General features: G+C 66.4%; 19 protein-coding genes. 14 read left to right on the forward strand and 5 right to left on the reverse strand.

What is annotated here, in order from left to right:
- Positions 1–75 precede the first annotated feature (75 nt).
- The 8 genes from CLU86_RS20185 (at position 76) to CLU86_RS20220 (ending at position 8,573) form a co-directional block, all read left to right on the forward strand.
- Positions 76–909 carry a peptidylprolyl isomerase gene (locus CLU86_RS20185; RefSeq protein WP_369803879.1) on the forward strand — a complete coding sequence of 278 codons (834 nt, stop codon included), beginning with the start codon at positions 76–78 and terminating at the stop codon, positions 907–909.
- A gap of 29 nt (positions 910–938) precedes the next feature.
- Positions 939–1,613, forward strand: a complete 675-nt coding sequence (locus tag CLU86_RS20190; RefSeq protein ID WP_099657656.1) for a carbonic anhydrase — start codon at positions 939–941, stop codon at positions 1,611–1,613.
- A 105-nt stretch (positions 1,614–1,718) separates the two neighbouring features.
- Complete coding sequence (locus CLU86_RS20195; protein ID WP_099742862.1) at positions 1,719–4,166, forward strand: adenosylcobalamin-dependent ribonucleoside-diphosphate reductase; 2,448 nt, start codon at positions 1,719–1,721, stop codon at positions 4,164–4,166.
- Positions 4,163–5,509: an NnrS family protein gene (locus CLU86_RS20200; RefSeq protein ID WP_099742863.1), complete on the forward strand. Its 1,347-nt coding sequence runs from the start codon at positions 4,163–4,165 to the stop codon at positions 5,507–5,509. The genes CLU86_RS20195 and CLU86_RS20200 overlap by 4 nt, the downstream gene beginning before the upstream one ends.
- Positions 5,510–5,532: 23 nt before the next feature.
- The gene (locus tag CLU86_RS20205) at positions 5,533–6,297 is read left to right on the forward strand and encodes a nitroreductase family protein (protein ID WP_369803852.1); all 765 of its coding nucleotides are present in this window, start codon (positions 5,533–5,535) and stop codon (positions 6,295–6,297) included.
- A 29-nt stretch (positions 6,298–6,326) separates the two neighbouring features.
- Positions 6,327–6,740, forward strand: coding sequence for a ribonucleotide reductase subunit alpha (locus tag CLU86_RS20210; RefSeq protein ID WP_099742865.1), 414 nt, complete (start codon positions 6,327–6,329; stop codon positions 6,738–6,740).
- A gap of 8 nt (positions 6,741–6,748) precedes the next feature.
- Entirely contained in the window at positions 6,749–7,294 is a 546-nt protein-coding gene (locus tag CLU86_RS20215; protein WP_099742866.1) for a hemerythrin domain-containing protein, read from the forward strand.
- A gap of 196 nt (positions 7,295–7,490) precedes the next feature.
- On the forward strand, positions 7,491–8,573 hold the full coding sequence (locus CLU86_RS20220) for an AbrB family transcriptional regulator (RefSeq protein ID WP_099742867.1): 1,083 nt from the start codon (positions 7,491–7,493) through the stop codon (positions 8,571–8,573).
- A 31-nt stretch (positions 8,574–8,604) separates the two neighbouring features.
- Here CLU86_RS20220 and CLU86_RS20225 read toward each other — a convergent pair whose 3' ends face one another.
- From CLU86_RS20225 to CLU86_RS20235, 3 genes are all read right to left on the reverse strand, one after another.
- Positions 8,605–8,901 carry a DUF3567 domain-containing protein gene (locus CLU86_RS20225; RefSeq protein WP_099657663.1) on the reverse strand — a complete coding sequence of 99 codons (297 nt, stop codon included), beginning with the start codon at positions 8,899–8,901 and terminating at the stop codon, positions 8,605–8,607.
- A 186-nt stretch (positions 8,902–9,087) separates the two neighbouring features.
- Positions 9,088–10,281: a DUF3108 domain-containing protein gene (locus CLU86_RS20230; protein WP_099742868.1), complete on the reverse strand. Its 1,194-nt coding sequence runs from the start codon at positions 10,279–10,281 to the stop codon at positions 9,088–9,090.
- Between the two features lie 37 nt (positions 10,282–10,318).
- Complete coding sequence (locus tag CLU86_RS20235) at positions 10,319–11,101, reverse strand: IclR family transcriptional regulator (RefSeq protein ID WP_099742869.1); 783 nt, start codon at positions 11,099–11,101, stop codon at positions 10,319–10,321.
- Between the two features lie 127 nt (positions 11,102–11,228).
- Between CLU86_RS20235 and CLU86_RS20240 the strand changes: the two genes are divergently transcribed.
- The 5 genes from CLU86_RS20240 to CLU86_RS20260 all read left to right on the forward strand — a co-directional run bounded on the left by CLU86_RS20240 (position 11,229) and on the right by CLU86_RS20260 (position 18,462).
- Positions 11,229–12,242 carry a fumarylacetoacetate hydrolase family protein gene (locus tag CLU86_RS20240; RefSeq protein WP_099657666.1) on the forward strand — a complete coding sequence of 338 codons (1,014 nt, stop codon included), beginning with the start codon at positions 11,229–11,231 and terminating at the stop codon, positions 12,240–12,242.
- Positions 12,243–12,355: 113 nt separating this feature from the next.
- Positions 12,356–13,351 carry a tripartite tricarboxylate transporter substrate binding protein gene (locus CLU86_RS20245; RefSeq protein WP_099742870.1) on the forward strand — a complete coding sequence of 332 codons (996 nt, stop codon included), beginning with the start codon at positions 12,356–12,358 and terminating at the stop codon, positions 13,349–13,351.
- Positions 13,352–13,630: 279 nt separating this feature from the next.
- Positions 13,631–15,760, forward strand: a complete 2,130-nt coding sequence (locus CLU86_RS20250) for a M66 family metalloprotease (RefSeq protein ID WP_099742871.1) — start codon at positions 13,631–13,633, stop codon at positions 15,758–15,760.
- 232 nt (positions 15,761–15,992) lie between these two features.
- Positions 15,993–17,156, forward strand: a complete 1,164-nt coding sequence (locus CLU86_RS20255; protein ID WP_099742872.1) for an iron-containing alcohol dehydrogenase — start codon at positions 15,993–15,995, stop codon at positions 17,154–17,156.
- Positions 17,157–17,358: 202 nt separating this feature from the next.
- Positions 17,359–18,462 carry an alpha/beta fold hydrolase gene (locus CLU86_RS20260; protein WP_233195127.1) on the forward strand — a complete coding sequence of 368 codons (1,104 nt, stop codon included), beginning with the start codon at positions 17,359–17,361 and terminating at the stop codon, positions 18,460–18,462.
- Positions 18,463–18,573: 111 nt separating this feature from the next.
- Here CLU86_RS20260 and CLU86_RS20265 read toward each other — a convergent pair whose 3' ends face one another.
- Positions 18,574–20,646 (reverse strand): molybdopterin-dependent oxidoreductase, encoded by a 2,073-nt coding sequence (locus CLU86_RS20265; protein ID WP_099742873.1) that lies wholly within the window; start codon positions 20,644–20,646, stop codon positions 18,574–18,576.
- A gap of 134 nt (positions 20,647–20,780) precedes the next feature.
- Here CLU86_RS20265 and CLU86_RS20270 point away from each other — a divergent pair, with 134 nt between their 5' ends.
- Positions 20,781–21,929: an ABC transporter substrate-binding protein gene (locus tag CLU86_RS20270; protein WP_099742874.1), complete on the forward strand. Its 1,149-nt coding sequence runs from the start codon at positions 20,781–20,783 to the stop codon at positions 21,927–21,929.
- An 80-nt stretch (positions 21,930–22,009) separates the two neighbouring features.
- Here CLU86_RS20270 and argE read toward each other — a convergent pair whose 3' ends face one another.
- Positions 22,010–23,167, reverse strand: a complete 1,158-nt coding sequence (argE, locus tag CLU86_RS20275) for an acetylornithine deacetylase (protein WP_099742875.1) — start codon at positions 23,165–23,167, stop codon at positions 22,010–22,012.
- Positions 23,168–23,177 lie beyond the last annotated feature (10 nt).

Raw genomic sequence — 23,177 nt, forward strand, 5'->3', positions numbered from 1 at the left:
GAGAACAGCGCTGCGGCCACGGCCAGTACGCTGACCCCTACGCAGACAGCGGCCTACGAGGCCCTGGTTGCAACGATGGCCGATGCGCCCCAGCAAGCCACCCAGACACCACAAGCTGGCGCCATGGGGGGCATGGGCTCGGTGGTGGCCGAGGTGGCACGCATCAATGGCGTGGCCCTCAACGCCCCGCACGAGTTGCTGGACGAAGAGGCCCTGCGCCAGCGTGCGTGTACCGAGCTGCTGCGCCAGGCGGCGCAACAGGCGGGTCTGCTGCCCGCGAGCGATGTGCCGGGTGTTGAGGGGGCCATCAGCGTCCAGGCCTCCAATGCCATTGAGCAGTTGCTGGAGCGCGAGCTGGACGTCCCTGATCCCTCAGAAGAAGCCTGCCGCCGCTACCACGACGCCCACCCCGCGGCACACGCCCAGGGGGAGCGTGCGCAACTGCGCCATGTGCTGTTTGCCGTGACGCCGGGCGTGGATGTGAAGCAGCTGCGCCTGCGGGCCGAGGCCTTGCTGATCGAGCTGCGCTGCGCGGACGATGGCGGTGCCCAGTTTGCCAAGGCTGCCGCCCAGTGGTCCAACTGCCCCAGTGGCCAGCAGGGCGGAGACCTGGGCTGGCTCACCCGCGCCGATTGCGCCCCCGAGTTCGCCCGCGAGGTGTTTGGCGGCGCCGAGATCGGTGTGCTGGCGCGCCTGGTGCACAGCCGCTTTGGCCTGCATGTGGTGGAGGTGGTGGCCCGCGACCCTGGGCAGCAGCCCGCGTTCGAGGAAGTACGCCAGGCCATCGCACTCACCCTGCGCCAACAGGCCTGGGTGAACGCGCTGCGCCAATACCTGCAACTGCTGGCAGGCGCCGCCGTGGTCGAAGGGGTGGCGCTCGATGCTGCCGAATCGCCGCTGGTGCAATAGCGGCACTGCATTTTTTCGATTGCCACCTTATGCCTGACGAACTGCTGGACCGCCTGCGCCGTTTTCACAACGACGCATTTCCCCAGTACCGCGAGCAGTTCCAGACCCTGGTGGATGAGGGGCAGCACCCTACCACTTTGTTTGTCGGCTGTTCTGACTCGCGCCTGGTGCCCTACCTGTTGACCGGTGCGGGGCCGGGCGAGCTGTTTCTGGTGCGCAATGTGGGGGCCTTCATTCCTCCGTATGACGGCTCCCACGGCCACCACGGCACCACGGCCGCTATCGAGTTTGCGGTGCTCAATCTGCAGGTGCGCCGCATCATCGTGTGCGGCCACAGTCACTGTGGGGCTATCAAGGCCATGTATGGTGAGGTCTCGCCCGAGGCCCCCAACCTCAACCGTTGGCTGGACCTGGGGCGCGAGGCCTTGCTGCCCGTGCAGCCGGGCCCCGAGGCGCTGCGCCGCACGGAGCAGCGTGCCGTGGTGCTTCAGCTTGAACGCCTGATGGAGTACCCCATGGTGCGCAGCCGTGTGCAGAGTGGCCAGATCAGCCTGCACGGCTGGCACTACGTGATCGAAGACGGTGAAGTCCACGTCTTTGATGTGCAGACGGGTGGTTTCGTGCCGGCATCACGGGCTGACAACAGCGGCACTGGGCCCTACCACCCCTACGTGGAGCACGATGGTCAGGTGCTGCTGGATTAGGGATTGCCGTCTTCGCAGGTTGCGCAGAAAGGCAGGTCTCTGCTTTGATGCCTTCTTGACGGAGCGCAAGACCACCGGGAAGGTAACCCTGAATCATTCCGAGCCATGAAGCGCGAAACACCCCCCTCCATTCCCTCCCCCCTGTCTGCGTTGCAACCCATCAGCCTGGATGTGTTGCGCGAGAAATACCTCAAGCCCGGCGAGACCGGTGTGGAAGACCTGTACCGCCGCGTGGCGCGTGCGCTGGCCTCGGTTGAGGCGCCCGAGCTGCGCGAAAAGTACGAGGCCCTGTTCCTCGCCAATCTGCATGCGGGCGCCATCGGCGCGGGCCGCATCATGAGTGCGGCGGGCACCGACATCCAGGCCACGCTCATCAACTGCTTTGTGCAGCCCGTGGGCGACTGCATCCAGGGTGTAGACGATGAAGGCTACCCCGGCATTTACGAAGCCCTGCGCGAAGCCGCAGAAACCATGCGCCGTGGTGGTGGCGTGGGTTATGACTTCTCTCGCATCCGCCCACGGGGCGCGGAAGTCAAGGGCACGCACTCCATGGCGTCTGGCCCCTGCAGCTACATCAATGTGTTCGACCAGTCGTGCTCAACGGTCGAGAGTGCAGGCTCGCGGCGCGGTGCACAGATGGGCGTGCTGCGCATCGACCACCCCGATGTGAAGGAGTTCATCACGGCCAAGCGCACGCCGGGCCGCTGGAACAACTTCAACGTGTCGGTGGGCGTGTCGGACGCGTTCATTGAGGCCGTGCAGGCCAACGCGCCCTGGGAACTGGTGCACCGGGCCCGTCCCGGCGCAGCCCTGCAGGCCCAAGGTGCGCACCAGCGCGCCGATGGCCAGTGGGTCTACGCCACCGTGCCAGCCCGCGAGCTGTGGGACACGATCATGAAATCGGCCTACGACTTTGCTGAGCCGGGCATCCTGTTTTTGGGCCGCATCAACGAAGACAACAACCTGCACTACTGCGAAGAGATCGCTGCGACGAATCCTTGCGGCGAGCAACCATTGCCCTCCTACGGTTGCTGCGACCTCGGGCCCATCATCCTCACGCGCTTTGTGCGCCACCCGTTTGGGCGTGGCGGTGTGGCGGCGTTTGATTTTGAGGCGTTTGAGCAGGCCGTGGCGCTGCAGGTGCGGGCGCTCGACAACGTGCTGGATGTGACGTTTTGGCCCTTGCCGCAGCAGCGCGATGAGGCCATGGCCAAGCGCCGCATTGGCGTGGGCTTTACCGGCATGGGCAACACCCTGGCCATGCTGTGCCAGCGCTACGACGCGCCCGAGGGGCGCGCCCTGGCGGCCCGCATCGCCGAGCGCATGCGCGATGCGGCGTACGAGGCGTCGGTGGCACTGGCGCAAGAGAAGGGGGCCTTCCCCCAATTCAATGCCGAGGGCTACCTGGCCTCGGGCACCTTTGCCAGTCGCTTGCCTGCGGCCTTGCAAAAGAGCATTCGCAAGCACGGCATCCGCAACAGCCACCTGTTGTCCATTGCGCCCACGGGCACGGTGAGCCTGGCGTTTGCCGACAATGCATCGAACGGCATCGAGCCACCGTTCTCGTGGATGTACAAGCGCAAGAAGCGCGAGGCCGATGGCAGCACCAGCGAATACGCGGTGGAAGACCACGCCTGGCGCCTGTACCGCGATGGTGGTGGAGATGTGAATGCGCTGCCCGACTACTTCGTGTCGGCCCTGGCCATGTCCGCGCAGGACCACATCGCCATGATGGAAGCGGTGCAGCCGTTTGTGGACACGGCCATTTCCAAGACCGTGAACATCCCGGCGGACTACCCTTACGAGGACTTCAAGGACCTGTACCTGCAGGCCTGGCGCGCGCGGCTCAAGGGCTTGGCCACCTACCGGCCCAACGCCATCTTGGGCTCGGTGCTGGAGGTGACGACCCCTGCGCCAGCACCCGTCGCAGCACCTGCGCCAGCAGCGGTGTCCGCCCCGCCGGTCGACCCCATGCGCACTGTGATTGAGAGCCGCCCCAAGGGGGGGCTCTCGGCCGTGGCCGAAAAGGTGGAGTACTGGACGCAAGAGGGCCACAAGACGCTGTACATCATCGTGTCCTTCTTGCCCGTTCCCACGGGTATCGGCAACCGCACGGTGGACCGCGCCATCGAGTTCTTCATGCCTGTGGGCCAAAGCGGCGAATCGCAGCAGTGGATCACCTCCAGCATGCGGCTGCTCTCGCTGGCTGCGCGCGGTGGTTTTCTGGAGCGGGCTTTGTCCGACATGCGCAAGGTCGCGTGGGACCGGGGCCCTGTGCGCCTGGGCACCCACCAGCGTGCGGACGGCGCCATGGTGCCCATGTGGCATGACTCGGAAGTGGCTGCCATTGCCTTTGCGGTGCAAAACATCCTGGCGCGCCGCGTGGCCGAGCCGCAGCAGCAATCGCTGCCGCTGGACGAGCCCGAAGCCCCTCTGGGCATGCCCCCCGCCATGGCGGGCAAGAAGTGCAGCGAATGCGGTGCCCACGCGGTGATCCGCAAGGACGGCTGCGACTACTGCACGCAGTGCGGTCACCTGGGGAGCTGTGGATGAACAACCCCCGCCCCACCATTGCGCTGAAGGTGGCCTCGGGCAAGCCATCGCCTGAGGTGCTGGCCCAGCTCGACAAGCGCTGGCGCTGGCAGTACCTCATGCTGGCGCCGCACCGGCTCAGCTTCTTTTTGGCGATGGTGGTGCTGGTGGCTTCGGCGGTTTGGTGGCTGGCGGTGCAGGTCGACCGCGCCACCGGCTGGTGGGGGCTGGGGTACGCGCAGGCCCTGGCCTTGTCGCCCACGCTGGTGCATTCCACGGTGATGGTGCTGGGCTTCATTCCGCTGTACTTTGCGGGCTTTCTCTTCACGGCAGGCCCCAAGTGGCTGGGGGTAGACCCCTTGCCCGTGTCTGCCTTGCGCCCCGTGTTGTTTTTGCAGGCTGGTGGGTGGCTGCTGTGGCTGGCGGGGGCACACCTGGGGGCACCGTTGGCCTTGGCAGGGCTGCTGCTGGCCTGTGTGGGGCTGGGCTGGATGACGGCACAGTTCTGGGGCCGTGTGCGCCTGAGCCAGGCTGAAGACCAGCTGCACGCCCGCGCCATCGCCACGGCCTGTGTGGTGGGCAGCCTGAGCGCGGCTGGGGTGGCACTCGCGATGGTGTGGGGTTCGCATGCGCTGGCCCGTGTCTGCGTGTTCACCGCGCTGTGGGGCTTTGTGGTGGTGGTCTACGTCTCGGTGGCGCACCGCATGATTCCGTTTTTCACCTCCAGCGCCATGCCCATGGTGCAGGCGTGGCGCCCCTTCTGGGTGCTGTGGCTCATGTTGGCGGCAGCGGCCATGCAGGTGCTGGCGGCCTGGCTGGAGTTTGCCGGGGTGTCCGCCAGCGCCGCAGGCCCGGCATGGGCCGTGGTGCACGGTGGCTTGCAGGTGGCTGTGGGCTGCGTGCTGGTTTGGCTGGCCTGGGTGTGGGGGCTGGTGCAAAGCCTCAAGAACAAGTTGCTGGCCATGCTGCACATTGGCTTTTTTTGGCTGGGCGTGGCGTTTGTCCTGGGCGGCGCGGCGCAGTGGCTGGCGGTGGCTGGGGGGCTGGGTGGTTTGGGCCTGGGGGCGTTGCATGCGCTGTCCATGGGGTGCCTGGCATCGCTCATGCTGGCCATGGTCACACGGGTGTCTTGCGGTCACAGTGGCCGCGCGCTGGTGGCTGATCGCATTGCGTGGTCGCTGTTTTGGTTGTTGCAGGCGGCCACGCTGCTGCGCATAGGGGCCACGGTGCCCGGCCTGCCTGGCGTGTGGTTGCCCTGGGTATTGTTGGCCAGTGCCTGCACCTGGGCGGCCACTATGGGGGCCTGGGGTGTGCGGCTGGCGCGCTGGTATGGGCGCCTGCGTCCCGATGGCCGCCCTGGCTGAAATGATGTAGCGGAGGATCTTGCATGTCTGTCATCCCTTGGCCCCTGAAGCCGATGCCGCCCCACACGCCGTCTGGGCGCGCACACGGTAGTGCACGCGGCGGTGCCGTTGCATCCGCATCTGCCGCCCCTGCAGACCGCAGTGGGAGAGGCTGCGCCGCGTCAGCGGCCGCTGCCGGCCCGGACGACACGGCTGCGATGGCGGCTGCGCTGATCCAGTCGCGGCAAACCATCTTGCCCAAGCGCCTGGGCGCGCCTGGCCCCAACGTGGTCGAGCTGGCCGCCATCCTGGAGGCCGCAGCCCACGCGCCTGACCATGGGCAACTGCAGCCCTGGCGCTTTGTGCTGGTGCCCGACACGGCCCGAACCCTGCTGGCCGACGTGTTTGCTTTGGCATTGCAGGAGCGCGACGCAGAGGCCACGCCCGAACAAATCGAACAGGCCCGCGAAAAGGCCTACCGCTCGCCCGTGCTGCTGCTGGCGGTGGTGGACGCTGCGCGTGGCGACGCCGACATCGACCTGGCCGAGCGCCTGGTGTCGGCAGGCTGCGCCATCCAGAACATGCTGCTCATGGCCACGGCGCAGGGCTTTGGCTCGGCGCTCACCAGCGGCAAGGCGCTCAAGGCGGCCAGCCTGCGCGCGCTGTTCCGCTTGGGGTGCGATGAGCAGGCCCTGTGCTTTGTGAGCATCGGCACCGTGGTCTCGCGCAAGGCCGCCCGCGTGCGGCCCGCAGCCAGCAGCTATGTGAGCACGCTCGATGAGCACCGAGGTATCCTGCCCGGGTTTTGATGTGACCGACGGATTTTGAAGAGACCCCCATGAATATTGCCTCCTTTGACGACTTGCTGGTGGCTGCGCGCCAGCAGCCCGAGCCCCAGCGCCTGCTGTTTGTGTTTGCCGGTGTGGAGCTGCCAGACGACGCCACCGAAGCCCAGCGCGCCCGCTTTGAACAAGGGCAGGGCGGGGCCCTGGTGCCGCGGATGTGCGTGGACAAGACCCCGCAGGAGCTGCCCTCGTTCGCCGCCTTGGTCGCCGAGGCCCAGCAGTTCACGGCCCCCGGGCACGATTGGGTCATGGTGTTTGCGGCCGCCATGTCCGGCACGCTGAACCAGGCTCCCACCAGCGCCGATGCCGAGGCCCCCCTGCAGCGCATGGTCGATGCCATCAAGCGCGGCGTCATGGAGGGGTTCATCCCCTTCGACCGCCAGGGCCAGCCTGTGCGCTTGGGCTAGGGGCTGGCATGGCAACGTCTGCGGGCCTGCCCGGTTTCAACACCCCCGCCGTGGGGTTTGAACAACCCTTTGCCATGCTGGAGGCTTGCCACGAGCGCGTGGAGCGCACGCTGACCCTGTTGCAGCGGCTGCGCGCGTATGTGCGCGAGCAAGCCGCTGACGAGGCCGCCCGCCAGGCCGCGCGCGATGTGCTGCGTTACTTTGACATCGCTGCGCCCCTGCACCACCAGGACGAGGAGCTGCATGTGTTCCCGTTGCTGCTGGCGCAGGGCGCGCCGTCGGTGGTGGCGGTGGTGCAGCAGCTGCAGCACGACCACGTCTGCATGGCCGCCGATTGGGCTGCTGCCCGGGGCGCGCTGCAGGCCCTGGCCGAGGGCGCGGCCGCAGGCTTTGGGGCCGAGGACGAGGCCCGGCTCGACCAGTTCGCCCAGCGCTACCAGCAGCACATCCAGGCCGAAGAGGGCACCGCCTACCCCTGTGCCCAGGCCTTGTTGGCCCAGGGCGACCTGCATGCCATGGGCTTGGAGATGGCCGCCCGCCGTCGCGTGGGTTGATGCTATTGAATGTATAGCTGCTAGCGCTTATTGGATAAGCGCTAGGGGTGGATTTGATTGTGAATGGGTGTGCGCATTGCAGCGCAGGCCGTACCGCATGGCGATGGCAGCCCTGGCGGGTGGGCATTCCCTCCAGGCCCATGGCGGACTGGGTGGGCGCGATACTCGACGGGCTCTTTGGCCCCCGTCGCGTTCCATGTCTGTTCGATTTTTTCTCCACACCCTGTTGACCCTGCTGCTGGCCTGGGCCGCAGCCGCCACCTGCGTGGCCCTGCACACCCCGCTGCCGTGGATGCTGGGGCCGCTGGTGGCCACCTCGTTGCTGTCCATTGGCGGCGCACCCACCGAAAGCTGGGGCACGCTGCGCAACGCCGGGCAGTGGACCATTGGCGCCACGCTGGGCCTGTATTTCACGCCCGAGGTCACGGCCCTGGTAGGCAGCCTGTGGTGGGCGATTGCCCTGGGCATTGGGTGGGCGCTGCTGTTGGGCTGGGGCTTTGGTGCCTGGCTGTACCGGCTGCACGCACCGCGCATGCACGGTGTGCCCGCGCCCATGCTGCGCGCCACCAGCTACTTTGCCGGGGCCATCGGCGCTGCATCAGAGATGACGCTGCTGGCCGAGCGCGAAAGCGCCCGCACCGACCTGGTGGCGGCCAGCCACAGCCTGCGGCTGCTCATCGTCACCCTCACTATTCCGTTTGCCCTGCAGTGGAGTGGATTGCATGGACTGGACGTGCTGGCGCCCCCGGTGCGCGTGGTGGACTGGCAGGGGCTGGTGCTGCTGGGCGCCCTCACCGGCGCTGGCGCGCTGCTGATGGACCGGCTGGGCCGCGCCAACCCCTGGTTCATGGGCGCCATGTTGGTCTCCATGGGGCTCACCATGGCCAGCATCACCTTGTCAGCTGTGCCGCAAGGCTTGGTCAATGCGGCGCAACTGGTGATTGGGGTGAGTCTGGGCGTGCGGTTTCGGGCCGATTTCTTGCGCGCCGCCCCGCGCTGGCTGGCCTCGGTGGCGGTCGGTACGCTGGGGTTGATGGCCGTGTGCGCCGCTTTTGCCGCCCTGCTGGCCTGGGGCGCGGGCCTGCCCTGGGCCACGCTGGTGCTGGGCACTTCGCCCGGCGGCATTGCTGAAATGTCGATCACCGCCAAGGTGCTGCAACTCGGCGTGCCAGTGGTCACGGCTTTTCAGGTGTGCCGGTTGATGGCGGTGTTGATGCTGGTGGCGCCGCTGTACCGGCGGATTTACCCGCCAGAGGCGTCAGCAGGCGCAGCGGAGTGAAGGCAGGCGAGCCGCCCAGTTCGGGCGCTGCTCAGTGCACGATCACCGGGTTCTGCGCCAGCCCGGCGTAGCGGTCCAGCGCGTCCTCCACTTCTTCCTGCGTGGGGGTGTCGCGCTGCCAGGCCAGGATTTGCTCCTGGAACATTTCGGCCCAGGAGCCGTCCAGGTACACCTCTTTGCCCGAGCGCTTGTCCACGATTTCAAAGCCGTGGCGGGCCAGTTGGGGTTTGGGGGGCGCGGTGTCGTTGAGCGCCTGGGTCGATTTCTCCACGGCGTCAGGCAGCATGTGGACCACCACAAAGGATTCAGAGTCGTAGAGCATTTGCATGGTGTTCCCCCAGTCGATACAAAAGTCAGATGACAGCGGGTGGGCAGAGTTCAAGGGGCGGGCCCCTGAAACCGCATTCGCAGGCTCGCAACCAGTATTCCATGAATCCGCAACGCATTCAGGCTGGCGGTGCTTTTTTGCTGTTCCGCTGCGCTTTTGCACAACAGGTGGTGGGCGCACAGCGGTTCAGGGCGGGCCGCTGGCGCGCAGGCGCAGGTCGGCAAAGTCGCCGTTGGCCTGGGTGATCTTGATGCGCACGGGCAGGTAACCCATGCTGGGGGCCAGCCACAGCTCGGCCTTTTGGTCGTAGTCGCGCCGGGGCAGGCGCTGCAGCTTGAGGGTGGGTAGGGTGCCTGCGGGCAGGGTCAGGGTTTCCGGGGCTTCCACGGTGAAGGTCCAGCGGTCGGCGCTGGTGGCGCTCACGGTGGTCAGCGTCAGCTGGGTGCCGGGCACAAAGCGCTCAGGGGTTGCGGCCAGCAGGCCCGCGAGCTGGATGAAAACGCTCAGGCGGTCCTGGGCGCCAGGGCCCACGGCGGCTTCGGGGGTGTTGGCGCTGAAGGTGACACGGCCCCGGGCGTAGTCGAAGTGGGCGGCGCGTTCGCTGCGGTTGCGGTCGCCAAATCGCTCGGGTTGCAGGCCCTGGGGCGTGACCATGCCGGTGCTGCGCTGGGTACGTGAGCCCACCAAAAAGGCGCTGATCTCCTGGCGGGCCTCGTAGCGGGCGCCGTCGTGCTGCCACACCAGTTCGGCGCGGGCCTGGTAGTCAAACTTCTTGGCTTGCCCGGCCACATCAAAGGCCAGCTTGACGGGCGCAGGCAAGCGCACGGGGGGCGCGGCGGTGCTGGCACCTTCTCCAGGCTGGCCGCCCGGTGGGGTGATGTCTACGCCGGAGCCTTCCGCACTGGCCTGGGCCGGTGGCGCGCTGGCGGCGGGCTGGGGGGCTGAGGCCGCAGGGGCCATGTCCGGGGCGGCTGCGGAGGCTGGCGTGCCTGGGGCGTTTGCGCCACCAGCCCATAGCTCTGCGTTGGCTGCGGGGTAGGCCGCCGCAGGCCCATCGCCAGCGGTGTCTGTGGCCAGCGTGGTGTCAGCCGGCTCGGGGGGCTGCCCCGAGGGCGTTGGAGCCTTGTGGGCTGGAGGTCGTTTGGGAGGCGCAGGGCGCGGCTTGGCTGCCTGGGGCGCCGCCGCAGGGGTTGCGGCCGGGCTGGCTTGGCTGGGTGGTGGCAGGGCCGCTGCTGATGGGGGCGCGGCCACGCTGCGGGTGCTGAACACCTTGCCCGCAGGGGTGGTGGAGCCTTCCCACGCGAGAGGAATGCCGTGCAGCACCAGCCAGTGCAGGGCCAGTACCAGCGCCGTCAGGGCCAGCAGCGTGCGCCGTGGCATCAGCGCCTCAGGGGGCGGGGCTGTGGCGCCACGGGCTTCACGCGCAGCCCGCGCCCAGGTCGGCCGACAACTGGGCCGCTGCGGTGCGCAGCGGTGCCTCCACCGCGCCGCCCCATTCGGGGTCGAACGTGGCAAGGGAGCCCAGCGTAGTGATGCCCAGCGCCAGGTGGCCGTCGGCATCGAACACCGGGGCGCAAAAGGCGACGATGCCGGGCAGCAGCGTGTCCACCACCCGGGCCATGCCGCGCTCGCGCACCTCGGCCAGCATGGCCTGGGCCTCGGGCAGGGTGGCGGGCAGATCGGTGCGGCGCAGCTTGGCGGCCTGGGCCAGTTCGGTTTGCAGCAGGGGGGCTACGGCATCCGGTGGCATGTAGGCCGCAAAACAGCGCCCGGTGGCAGACGACAGCAGGGGCATCACGTCGCCCAGGCGCAGGTTCGCGGTGACGGCCTGGGGCGATTCCTCCCAGTGCACGATGGTGGGGCCGTGGTTGCCCCATACGGCCAGGGCCAGGGTGTGCTCAATCGCCTCCATCCAGCCGGGCACACGCTCGCGCGCCAGTCGCATGGCATCAAGGCGGGCCAGCGACGCCAAGCCCAGCTTGAGCGCGGCCGGGCCCAGGTCATAGCGGGCGGTGCGACTGTCCTGCGTGACCAGCCCCAGGCGCTGAAAGCTCACCAGATAGCGGTGCGCCTTGGCCGCGCTCATGCCTGCCGCAGCGGCCACGTCCTTCAGCATCAAAGGGCCGCGCGCGCGCGTCAGCCCTTCCAACAAGGCAAATCCGACCTCCACCGATTGGATCCCTGCACGTTCTTTGTCCATGTGCACTAGAATTTGCGAGTTTTGTTTAGTTAAATCAATTTACCAAATCGTAATTTCGCTAGGAAATCCGAATTTCGAAATCCGGTTTGGCGCCATTCCAACCCTGAGAGACAAAGGTCCTGCCACCATGAAACTCGCTACGTACAAAGACGGCTCGCGCGACGGCCAACTGGTTGTGGTCTCCCGTGATCTGGGCACGGCCCATTATGCGACCGGCATTGCCAGCAAGCTGCAGCAGGTGCTGGACGACTGGGGCTTCCTCTCGCCCCAGCTGCAAGACCTGTACGACCAGCTGAGCAGCGGCCGCGCGCGCCACGCCTTCCCCTTCGATCCCGCCCAGTGCATGGCACCGCTGCCGCGCGCTTACCAGTGGGCCGATGGCTCGGCCTACATCAACCACGTCGAACTGGTGCGAAAAGCGCGCAACTCCGAGGTGCCAGAGAGTTTCTATACCGACCCGCTCATGTACCAGGGCGGCAGCGACGACTTCATCGGCCCTTGCGACCCCGTGGTGGTGCCCAGCGAGGCCATGGGCATCGACTTTGAGGCGGAAATCGCCGTCGTCACCGGTGATGTGAAGATGGGCGCCACGCCCGAACAGGCGCTGGACGGCATCCGCCTGGTGATGATTGCCAACGATGTGAGCCTGCGCAACCTGATCCCGGCCGAGCTGGCCAAGGGCTTTGGCTTCTTCCAAAGCAAGCCCGCCACCGCGTTTGGCCCCGTGGCCGTGACGCTGGACGAACTGGGCGACGCTTGGGACAAGGGCCGCTTGAACCTCACCGTGCAGTCCACCTGGAACGGCCGTAAGGTCGGCATGTGCGATGCAGGCCCTGAGATGACCTTCCACTTTGGCCAGCTGATTGCCCACATTGCCAAGACGCGCAACGTGCGCGCGGGCTCCATCGTGGGCAGCGGCACCGTGAGCAACAAGGGCGTGGAGCAAAAAGGGCGCATGGAATGGCCCAAGGGCTACAGCTGCATTGCCGAAAAGCGCTGCATCGAGACCATCCAGGACGGCAAGCCCAGCACCGACTTCATGAAATTTGGCGACACCATCCGCATCGAGGTCAAGGGCAAGGACGGATCCAGCATTTTTGGCGCCATCGACCAAGAGATTGCGTCGCCCGAAGCGGTTTGACCCCTCCCCGGGGATGAGTAACACAACGCCCTGGGTATAGACAAAAAAATGGCACTAGCGCTTGCTGGATAAGCGCTAGCAGCTATCAAAAATAAAGCAAACGGAGACAAGCCATGCAACGCAGAACCCTTCTATCAGCCCTTCCCGCCCTGGCCGCCACAGGCGCGGCCCTGTCGGCCCTCTCTACTCCCTCGGCGCGCGCCCAAGCCGCCTGGCCTGACCAGCCCTTGCGCTGGGTGGTGCCGTACCCCGCAGGTGGCGGCACCGACGTGCTGGCCCGCACCGTGGCCGAGGCCATGCGCCAGACGCTGGGCCAGCAGATCGTGGTGGACAACCGCCCCGGCGCGTCCACCAACATCGGCGCGCAGATGGTGGCCACAGCCAAGCCCGACGGCAACACCTTCATGTCGGCCGACAACGCCGTGCTGGCCTTCAACGAGCATTTGTTCAGTAAGCTGCCGTTCAACCCCGAGAAAGACTTCACCTACGTGGGTGGCATCAGCCGCTTTCCGCTGGCGCTGGTGGTGAACCCGGCGTTTGAAGCCAAGACGGTGAAGGACTTTTTGGCCTACGCACGCGCCAACCCCGGCAAGCTCAACTACGCCTCGCCCGGCAATGGCTCGCCGCACCATCTGGCCATGGAGATGTTCAAGCACCGCACCAAGACCTTCCTCACGCACATTCCCTACCGGGGCGCAGCCCCTGCGCTACAGGACGTGATGGGCGGGCAGGTGCCCTGCATGTTTCTGGACCTGGCGGCGGGCCTGCCCGTCATCACCTCGGGCAAGGTGCGAGCGCTGGCCATCGGCTCGGCCCAGCGGGTGGCGGCTTTGCCGGATGTGCCCACGCTGGCCGAAGCCGGTGTCCCCAATACGGAAGTGTTTGCTTTCCAGGGCCTGTTGGGCCCTGCGGGCCTGCCTGCCGCCATCACCGCCCGCCTCAATGCCGACCTGAACAAAGCCTTGTCCAACCCCGCCGTGGTCAAACGCATGCAGGACTTTGGCATGGAAGCCTTGCCCGGCACGCCCGAGCAGTTCCGCGCCATGGCGCGGGCCGAGTCCAAGCGGTGGGGCGAAATCATCAAGGCTGCAGGCGTGCGCCTGGACTGACCTCTTGCGCAGCCTGGGCTGTCCGCGTCCCTGCACTTTGGGCACTGCGGTGCGGCAAACCATTCGCAAACATTTGCAAATGGCTGCATGTAACAGATGCTTACCGGCATTTGCATACTGTTAGCTAAAATTTTGTTCTCGGCCAAGAGCCTGTTCAGCCCCAAAAAAAGGGTTGAACAGGCTCTTCGCATTTTTCACCGCATAAAGCGGGCCGTTGCAGGGTGTTTGGCCGGTGTTTGAGTGCAACAGGCCCCAGTTCACGACGAGAGAGGGAAAGCCATGGTTTCAAAGTTCGTTGCCATTCGGGAAGGTGTTGTTGCGCCCGCCGCCGCAGCCCAAGGCGCCCAGGTGCCTGAGGGGCAGGTGTGGGCACCCCGTGCCACCACGGCGAGCCGTGCCAGCCTGCGGGCCATCGCCGCCTTCACCACCCTGGTGGCACTGACCGCCTGCGGTGGCGGCAACGACGATGGCAGCACGGTCTCGACGCCCGAGCCCCCAACGGCCGTCCCCACCACCCCGGCGCCAACCCCTGTGGCCGAGCCGAATCCAGTGCCGACCCCGGCACCTGCGCCGGCGCCGGTGCCAACACCGGTCCCGGCTCCGGCTCCCACACCGACTCCGGCTCCGGCGCCAACGCCTACTCCGGCCCCCGCACCGGCTCCGGCGCCAACGCCCACTCCGGCCCCCGCACCGGCTCCGGCGCCAACGCCCACTCCAGCCCCAGCGCCCACGCCTGCACCTGCACCTGCACCTGCACCTGCACCTGCACCTGCACCGGCTCCCACGCCAGCGCCTGCACCTACTCCGGCCCCCGCGCCAGCCCCAGCGCCTGCACCGACGTCCTCCGCCCGCATTGCCAGTGTCGAGCTGGCGCAGACCATGGTCTACCCGACCACCGATGCGGAACTGGTGCTTGTCAAAAACAAAAACGTTCTGCTGTTGGCCAAGGTCACCACCACCAACACCGCAGAAGCCAAGCCCACGGGCAGCCTGCGAGTGGAAAACGGCAGTGGCCAGTTGCTGCAGACCATTGCGATGACGGCCCCCACAGGCCCCATCCCCACCACAGCGCCTACTTCGCCCAGCTTGACCACGGCGTACTCGGCCACCATTCCGGCCGCGTTGATCAACAGCGGCGTCGTTTTGAAAGTTAGCCTGGCCAATGGCCAGACACCCACCACCGTCACGCCCCGCGTGGGCGCAGAAAACGCTATTACGCTCATGGCGGTGCCGGTCAAGATCGAGTCCACCACCGTCGACATGCCTACCGGCATGGCCGCCTACTTCCAGCCCAAGGTACCGGTGGGCAAGGTGACGGAGCAAATCCACGCCACGTTCACCTCCACCGCGGTGCCCACCTTCCCGGCCAACGAGTCCGAGTGGTCCACCGCCATGGGCAAGGTCCTGGGTGAGATGGCGGCCCTGCGCACCAGCGAAAGCGGCAGCAGCCGCACGTACTACTACGGCTTTCTGCCCAAAATCACCTACGGCCAAGTGGGGCTGGGCTATGTGCCCGGCAACGCGGCGGTGGGTGTGGGCAAGTTTGCCAACAACAACATGGGCGTGGCGCTGGACACCATGGTCCATGAACTGGGCCACAACCTGAGCCTGAGTCACGCCCCCTGCGGCGTGACCAACGGCGACCCGCAGTACCCCTACGCGGGTGGCACTCTGGGCGGCAGCGGTCGTTACATCTGGGGCTACAACCTCAGCACGGCCACCTTCATTGACGCCACCGACACCAGCAAGCACGACGCCATGAGCTACTGCGGCGGCAGCAGCTTCTCGGACTACAGCTACCGCAAGATGCAAAAGCACTTGACCCCTGCGGACGCCCTGTACGTCACCGAGACCAAGGCGGCCGAGCTGCCGCAAGAGCTGCTGCTCATCAGCGGCCAGCTCGATGCTTCTGGCGTCAAGGTCAACCCGCTCAAGGCCTTCCAGGGCCTGCTGCAAGCGCCTGCGCCCGGCCCTTACACCCTGCGCATCACCACCACCACGGGCACGGTGCAATATCCGTTTGCCACCGATACGCTGGACCACCGCTCAGACCTGGCCTTGTTCAGCTTCTCGGTGCCCAACCCGGGGCAGGTGTTGTCGGTGGCCATCCTGCGCGGCGACCAGGTGCTGTACAGCAGCCAGGCCGTGGCCAAGAACGGCATCTACACCAAAGCCAGTGCGCCGCAGATGTCTGCGGTGGAGCAGGGCGGGGTGCTGACGGTGCAGTGGGATGCGCAGACCTACCCGTACCTCATGGTCACCCATGTGGGCGACAAGCGCTCCACCCTCATCGTGGATGCCAAGGGCGGCAAGTTGCAGCTGCCCATCCAGGGCGTGCCTGCTGGTGGCCGTTATGAGCTGAGCTTCTCGGATGGCCTGAACGCCGTGCGCATCGAGCAAAAGCGCTGACGCCACCAGGCTGCGGCGGCATTCCACCCAAGGGGGCTTGTACGCCCCCTTTTTTGTGGCCGAAAGTGCCCGCCTCGGCGGATGCCCTGCGCATAGGCTGCACGCCAGGCAGGGTTGTCGCCAAGGTGGCGTGCCGCCGCTGCGCCGCAGCGTTAACCTTCGTGGCTGCAAACAAGCAGGTGCCGCAGGTTTGTCTCTGCAGGCCCGCCTCTCCACACCAAGGAACCCACGCATGCTGAACTTCGACTTCCACAACCCCACCCGCATCGCCTTTGGCCAGGGCCGCATTGCCGACTTGGACAAACTAGTGCCCGCCGCCGCCAAGGTGCTGATTCTGGTGGGTGGCGCCAGTGCCGAGAAGACCGGCACCCTGGCCGAGGTGCGCACAGCGCTGGGCAGCCGCCAGCACGCCACCTTCACGGGCATTGAGCCCAACCCCAGCTACGAAACCTCGATGAACGCCGTGGCGCAGATCCGCGAAGGCGGGTTTGACTTTCTGCTGGCTGTGGGCGGCGGCTCGGTCATTGATGCCACCAAGTTCATCGCTGCGGCGGTGCTGTTCGAGGGGGGTGACCCCTGGGCGATTTTGGAAAAATTTGGCCGCAACGTGCAGCGCGCGCTGCCGTTTGGCGCTGTGCTCACCTTGCCCGCCACGGGCTCGGAGATGAACAACGGCAGCGTCATCACCCACCGCGCCAAGGGCGCCAAGCTGCCCTTCAACAGCGAGCACACTTACCCCGTCTTCTCGGTGCTGGACCCCACCAAGACCTACACCCTGCCGCCCCAGCAACTGGCCAACGGCGTGGTCGACGCCTTCGTGCACACGGTAGAGCAGTACCTGACCTACCCCGTGAATGCCCCCGTGCAAGACCGCTTTGCCGAAGGCATCCTGCACACGCTGATCGAGGTGGGCCCGCGCTTGCTTACGGCCCCCGAGCCCGTGTACGACGACCGTGCCAACCTGATGTGGGCCGCCACCATGGCGCTCAACGGCCTGATTGGCGCGGGCGTGCCGCAAGACTGGGCCACGCACATGATCGGCCATGAGCTGACAGCCCTGCACGGCATCGACCACGCCCGCACCCTTGCCATTGTGCTGCCCGCGCTGCTCAACGAGCGCCGTGGCCCCAAGCGCGCCAAGCTGCTGCAGTACGCCGAACGCGTGTGGGGCCTCACCACCGGCAGCGAAGACGAACGCATCACCGCCGCCATCGCTCGCACCCGTGATTTCTTCGAAAGCATGGGCATCCGCACCCGCCTGTCGGGCTACGGCCTCGGTGCGGAAGTGATCGACACCGTCATCACCCAGCTGGAAGCCCACGGCATGGTCAAGCTGGGCGAGCAGCGCGAGATCACGCCTGCGGTGAGCCGCCGGATTCTGGAAGCGGCGCTTTAAGCCCTTTGCCGTGGCATTGCAGGCGCGGGTGGTGCAGCCCGCGCCTGCATGCTGTGGTTTCGCGCCGGTGCGGCGCGCTTCGTCGCAGACCGCTGGAATGCTGGGCGCGTCTTTTCTACAGTGCCCCCATGCCGCCGCACTGGCGGCCTTCCTTGAAAGGCGCACTGTGATCTCCTCCTCCCGCTCTGGCTTTTTTCCCTTCGTGGCTCGCATTCTTCCCGGCGCATGGCGCGGGGCCATCGTCGGTGCGTTGGCAACGGCCGCCCTGGCTGCGCCAGTACCGGCTCAGGTGCAAGGGCCGGCACAAGGTCCTGTGCAGCAGGCGGGCCTGCGCACCATGACGGTGGCAGGCGACGAGCCTGTGACCGTGGCTCTGTTCTACCCCACACCCGCCCAGGCACGTCCCATTCCCATGGGGCCTTGGAGCCCGGTGGTGGCTCCGGGGGCTCCGGTGTCTGCTGCGGCGCTCAAGGGCTTGATCCTGTTGTCCCATGGCACTGGCGGCAATGAATTCGGGCAGCATCACCTGGCTACGCGCCTAGCGGAGGATGGGTACCTGGTGGCGGCTCTGCGCCATCCAGGGGACAACTGGCAAGACCGGTCCATGGTCACCTCTGGCAGCTATTTCGGGGAGCGCCCACGCCAGGTCAGCCGTGTGCTGGACGCTTTACTGGCCAGCCCTGAATGGGCGCCACGCATTCCTGCCGGGCGCATTGGCGCGGTAGGACATTCCGCTGGCGGCTACACGGTGCTGGCGCTGGCCGGGGCGCAGGCCGAGCCCGCACGTGCCGGGCAACATTGCCGCACGGTGCAGGATGACACGGGCTTTTGCGGCCTGGCCAAGGGCTCCAACGGCGCAGAGGGGGCTCCCACAGCCGCTGCGGCACCGGCACCGATGGCAAGCAGTGCAGGCAGCGCCTCCACTGTGGTGCGGCCGCTGGATGGCGCACGGGTGTCGGCGCCTGATCCGCGCATCCGCGCCGTCGTCGCGCTTGCTCCCATGGCCGTGGTCTTTACCCCCGAAAGCTTGGCCGCTGTGCGTGTGCCGGTGCGGCTGATCCTGGCCGAACACGATCAGGTGCTCAACGGCCAGTACCACGGCAGCTACGTCGCGGCCCATGTGCCGGGTGCGGACGCCAGCACGGTGCCTGGGGCCGGCCACTTTGCGTTCATGACGCAGCCCTCCATGAGCCTGCCCTCTGCCGCAGGGGATGCTGCCGCCAACCCCACAGGCTTTGACCGCGTGGCCTTTCAGCCGCAACTGGACGCTCAGGTGCTGCAGTTCTTTGCTCGGCAGTTGCAGTGAGCAGGGGGTTGAAGAAAAAAGGCCTCTAGCGCTTATTGGATAAGCGCTAGAAGCTATTAATTCAATAGCAATGTTTCGAAGGAAGACCTTTCGGAGGAATCGTGCGCAGCATCACGCTGCGCAAGCCTCCACCTCCACCAGGCAGTCATAAAACGTGGGCGCGCGGCCCAGGTCGGTCAGGGCCTGGCTGGTCAACTCGTTCACGTTGGTGCCGTTCAGCCCCAGCTTGCGCCACCAAATGCCCAGGCCGTTCACCACGCCTGGGCGGGCGCGGGCTGACACCTCGGCGTGGCATTGGTAGCTGCCCCGGTCGTTGAACACGCGCACGGTGCTGCCGTCGGCAATGCCGCGTGCGGCGGCGTCGTCGGGGTGCATCTCCAGCAGCGGGCGGCCTTCGATGGTGCGCAGGCTCTTGACGTTGACGAAGGTGGAGTTGAGGAAGTTGCGTGCGGGCGGCGAGATCATCGCCAGCGGGTAGCGGGCGCTGGTGCCCTGCAGCTCGTGGTTGGGCAGGTGGTCGGGCAGGCCGTCCAGCCCCTGCGCAGCCAGCCGGGCGCTGAAGAATTCGCATTGACCCGATGGCGTGGGAAAACCGCCCTCGGCAAACGGAGCATCTGGCCCCGCCAGCGTTGCAAAGCCCTGCGATTCCAGCAGCGTGTAGTCCACCGCCTTGCCAAAGGCTTGGCGGCACAGGGCCTCGTCGCTGTCGGCAAAGCAGGGGTCGGTCAGGCCCATGCGGGCGGCCAGGTCGCGGAAGATCTGGGCGTTGCTGCGTGCCTCGCCCACGGGGGCGATGGCGGGGCGGTTGAGCATCACATCGGTGTGCCCATAGGCCAGGTGCACGTCCCAGTGCTCGAGCTGCGTGGTGGCGGGCAGGATGTAGTCGGCGTAGTCGGCCGTGTCGGTGTGAAAGTGCTCTAGCACCACGGTGAACAGGTCTTCGCGGGCAAAGCCTTGCGCCACCTTGCCTGAATCAGGCGCCACGGCCACGGGGTTGCTGTTGTAGACCACCACCGCTTCGACCTGGGGGCCGAATGCGGGCGTGGCCTCGCGCAGCAGGTCGTCGCCAATCGTGGACATGTTGATGGTGCGCGGTGTGCGCCCGGCCAGCAGGTCGGGGCGGTGCAGCGCCGCACGCTGCACCGGAAACTGCCCGGAGCTGGACAGCAGCAGCCCCCCCGCGCGGTGCCGCCACGCGCCGGTGAGCGCGGGCAGGCAGGCCACGGCGCGCACCGCATTGCCGCCGCCGCGTACGCGCTGCATGCCGTAGTTCAGGCGGATGGCGGCGGGCGTTGTGGTGCCGTAGTCCTTGGCGAGCTGGCGGATTTGCTCGACCGGGATACCGCACACCTCGGCCGCACGCTCGGGCGGCCATTGCAGGGCGCGCTCGCGCAATTGAGCCCAGCCCAGCGTGTGTTGGGCGATGTAGTCGTGGTCCAGCCAGTCACTGGCAATCAGTTCGTGCATCAGCGCCAGCGCCAGGGCGGCGTCGGTGCCGGGCAGCAGCGCAATGTGCTCGTGGCACTTGTCGGCGGTTTCGCTCTTGCGGGGGTCGATGCACACCAGCTTGGCGCCATTGCGCTTGGCCTGCTGGGCGTAGCGCCAGAAGTGCAGGTTGCTGCCAATCGAATTGCTGCCCCAGATAAGGATGAGCTTGGATTCGGTAAAGAACTCCACCTTCATGCCCACCTTGCCGCCCAAGGTCTGCACCAGGCCCTCGCCCCCGGCGGACGCGCAGATGGTGCGGTCCAGCAGCGAGGCGCCCAGGTGGTGGAAGAAGCGGCGGTCCATGCTCTCGCCCTGTACCAGGCCCATGGTGCCTGCGTAGCTGTAGGGCAGGATGGCCTCGGGGGCGCGCGCGGCAATGCTGGACAGGCGCTGCGCAATGTCAGCCAGCGCCTCGTCCCAGGTCACGGGGGTAAATTGGCCGCTCCCCTTGGGGCCGCTGCGCTTGAGCGGCGTGAGGATGCGCTCGGGGTGGTAAGTGCGTTCGGTGTACTTGCTCACCTTGGCGCACAGCACGCCATCGGTGTGCGGGTGGTCGGGGTTGCCTTGCACGCGGGTGGCCACGCCGTTGTCCACCGTGGTGATCAGGCCACAGGTGTCGGGGCAGTCGTGCGGGCAGGCGCCACGAATGTTCAATACCGGCGATGGTGTGGGGTTTACGCTAATAGATACAGACATTTTTTCGTGGTCATCTGAGAATTCGAATGTAATGAATTGTGTGCACTCGCTACGGCTGCGTGGCAGCTTAGGGCACCATCTCCAGGGCAACGGTTATACGTTCCCCTCCCTCTAAAACCAACAATGAGCCTGCCATGAATCCATCCGTTTTAAGTCGCAGACAATTTTCCGTGGGTGTCGGCGCTGCTGCCCTGGGCGGTTTTGGGTTGGCCCGTGCGCAGAGCGAGGGGCGCATCGTGTTGGGGCAATCTGCCGCATTCTCCGGCCCCGCGGCCCAATTGGGCATCCAGTTCAACCAGGGCGCCAAGCTGTTTTTTGACCAGCTTAACGCCGCTGGCGGCATCGGCAAGCGCACGGTGGAAATCCGCACCCTGGACGATGGGTATGAGCCCGACCGCTGCGCCGAAAACACCCGCAAGCTGATCGCCGACGAGGTGTTTGCGCTGTTTGGCTATGTGGGCACGCCCACCAGCATGGCGGCGCTGCCCCTGTTCACCCAGGCCAAGGTGCCGTTTTTTGCGCCGTTCACGGGGGCCGAATCGCTGCGCCAGCCGTTCAACCGCCTTGTGTTCCATGTGCGCGCCTCGTACTACGACGAAACCGCGCTCATCGTGCGCCAACTGGTCAACCTGGGGCTCAAGAAGATTGCCGTCTTCCACCAAAACGATGCCTATGGCAAAGCTGGGCTGGACGGCGTGAACAAGGCACTGGGCGAGCAAAAGCTGGCCCTGGTGGCCGCTGCCACGGTGGAGCGCAATTCGGTCGATGTTGCCGCTGCCGTGGAGAAACTGGTGGCTGCCAAGCCCGATGCCGTGGTTCAGATCGCAGCCTACGGTGCCAGCGCTGCCTTTGTGCGTGCAGCGCGCAAGGCCGGTTTTGGCGGCACGTTCTACAACGTGTCGTTTGTGGGCACACAGGCTCTGGCCGACGAGCTGGGCAAAGACGGTGCCGGGGTTGTGGTGTCGCAGGTCGTGCCCTCGCCCTACCAGCCCTCGCGCCAGATCACGCGCGAGTTTCTGGAGGCCATCAAAAAAGGCGGCGACAAGGTGCAGGCCAACTATTCCAGCATGGAGGGCTTTGTGGCGGCGCGCATCTTCACCGAGGGGCTGCGCCAGGCCCAGGGCAGCGGCAAGATCACCCGCGACAGCCTGATTTCCGGCCTGGAGGGCATTGGCACCCAGGTCATCTCGGGCTACCCGGTGTCGTTTGGCCCCAACGACCACTCTGCGTCGCATTTTGTGGAGATGTCTATGCTCACCGGGGATGGTCGGGTGAGAACCTGAACCTGCGTGTTCAGCCCCACAAAAAAGCCCGGCGCGCAAGCCCCGGGCTTTTTTGTGGGCGTTCGGCGGGTGTGGTTGATTCAGTCCAAAGACGTGGTCTGGGCCAGCCCCTGCAAAAACGCCTCGCAGCGTGCCAACTGCTCCAGGCTCACAAACTCGTCGGGCTGGTGGGCTTGCTGGATGCTGCCGGGCCCGCACACCACCGTGGGGATGCCCGCGTTTTTGAACAGCCCGGCCTCCGTGCCAAATGCCACCAGCGTGGTGCTGCGCTCACCACTGAGTTGCTGGGCCAGGCGGGTGACGGCGTCGTCCTTGCTGCCCAGAAAGCTGGGGATTTCGCAGATCGTCTCAAAGCCAAAGCCCGCGTCCGGTGCCACCTTCTTCATCGCGGGCTCCAGCGACTTGGCGTAGGCCAGCACCTCGGCCTGCATCTGCGCCGCGTTGGCGGTGGGCAGGTCTCGAAATTCGTAGCGGAACTCGGCGTCGCGCGGCACCACGTTGTCGGCAATGCCGCCGTGGAACTGGCCCACGCTGGCGGTGGAAAAGGGCACGTCAAAGCCCTCGAAGCGGGGCTCGTGCTGCTCAAAACCCTCGGCCATGTCGCGCACGCGGCCCACCACGCGGGCGGCCATTTCAATGGCGTTGACGGAGCTTGGGGTCAGCGACGAGTGCGCTTCCTTTCCGCGCACGCAGCACTTGTAGCGGTACACCCCCTTGTGGGCAATGGCGGGCACCATGAGCGTGGGCTCACCCACAATGCAGGCCAGGGGCTTGATGTCTGCGTCGCGCAAGTCGGCAATCAGCTCCTTCACGCCAAAGCAACCCACCTCCTCGTCGTAGCTGAACGCAAAGTGCACCGCGAACGGGGCCTGGCTGTTCAAGAAGGCTTCTGCATGCGCCAGCGCCAGGGCAATGAAGGCTTTCATGTCGGCACTGCCGCGGCCGTAGAGCTTGCCGTCCTGCACCCGCGCACTCAAGGGGTCCATGCTCCAGTTCTGCCCCGTCCAGGGCACGGTGTCGGTGTGGCCTGACAGGATGATGCCGCTGGGCTTGCCCTCGCCCAGGGTGGCAAACAGGTTGGCCTTGGTCTTGTCGGCGTTATACGTCAGGCGGCTTGCCACGCCCAGCTTGGCGAGGGTGTCGCGCACAAAGTGGATCAGCTCCAGGTTGGAGTTCTGGCTGACGGTGTTCATGCGCACCAGGGTTTGCGCAAGTTCAAGGGCTTGGGGGGAGAGCATGGGTTCTCGC

Source organism: Acidovorax sp. 62, assembly GCF_002754495.1.
GTDB lineage: Bacteria > Pseudomonadota > Gammaproteobacteria > Burkholderiales > Burkholderiaceae_C > Acidovorax.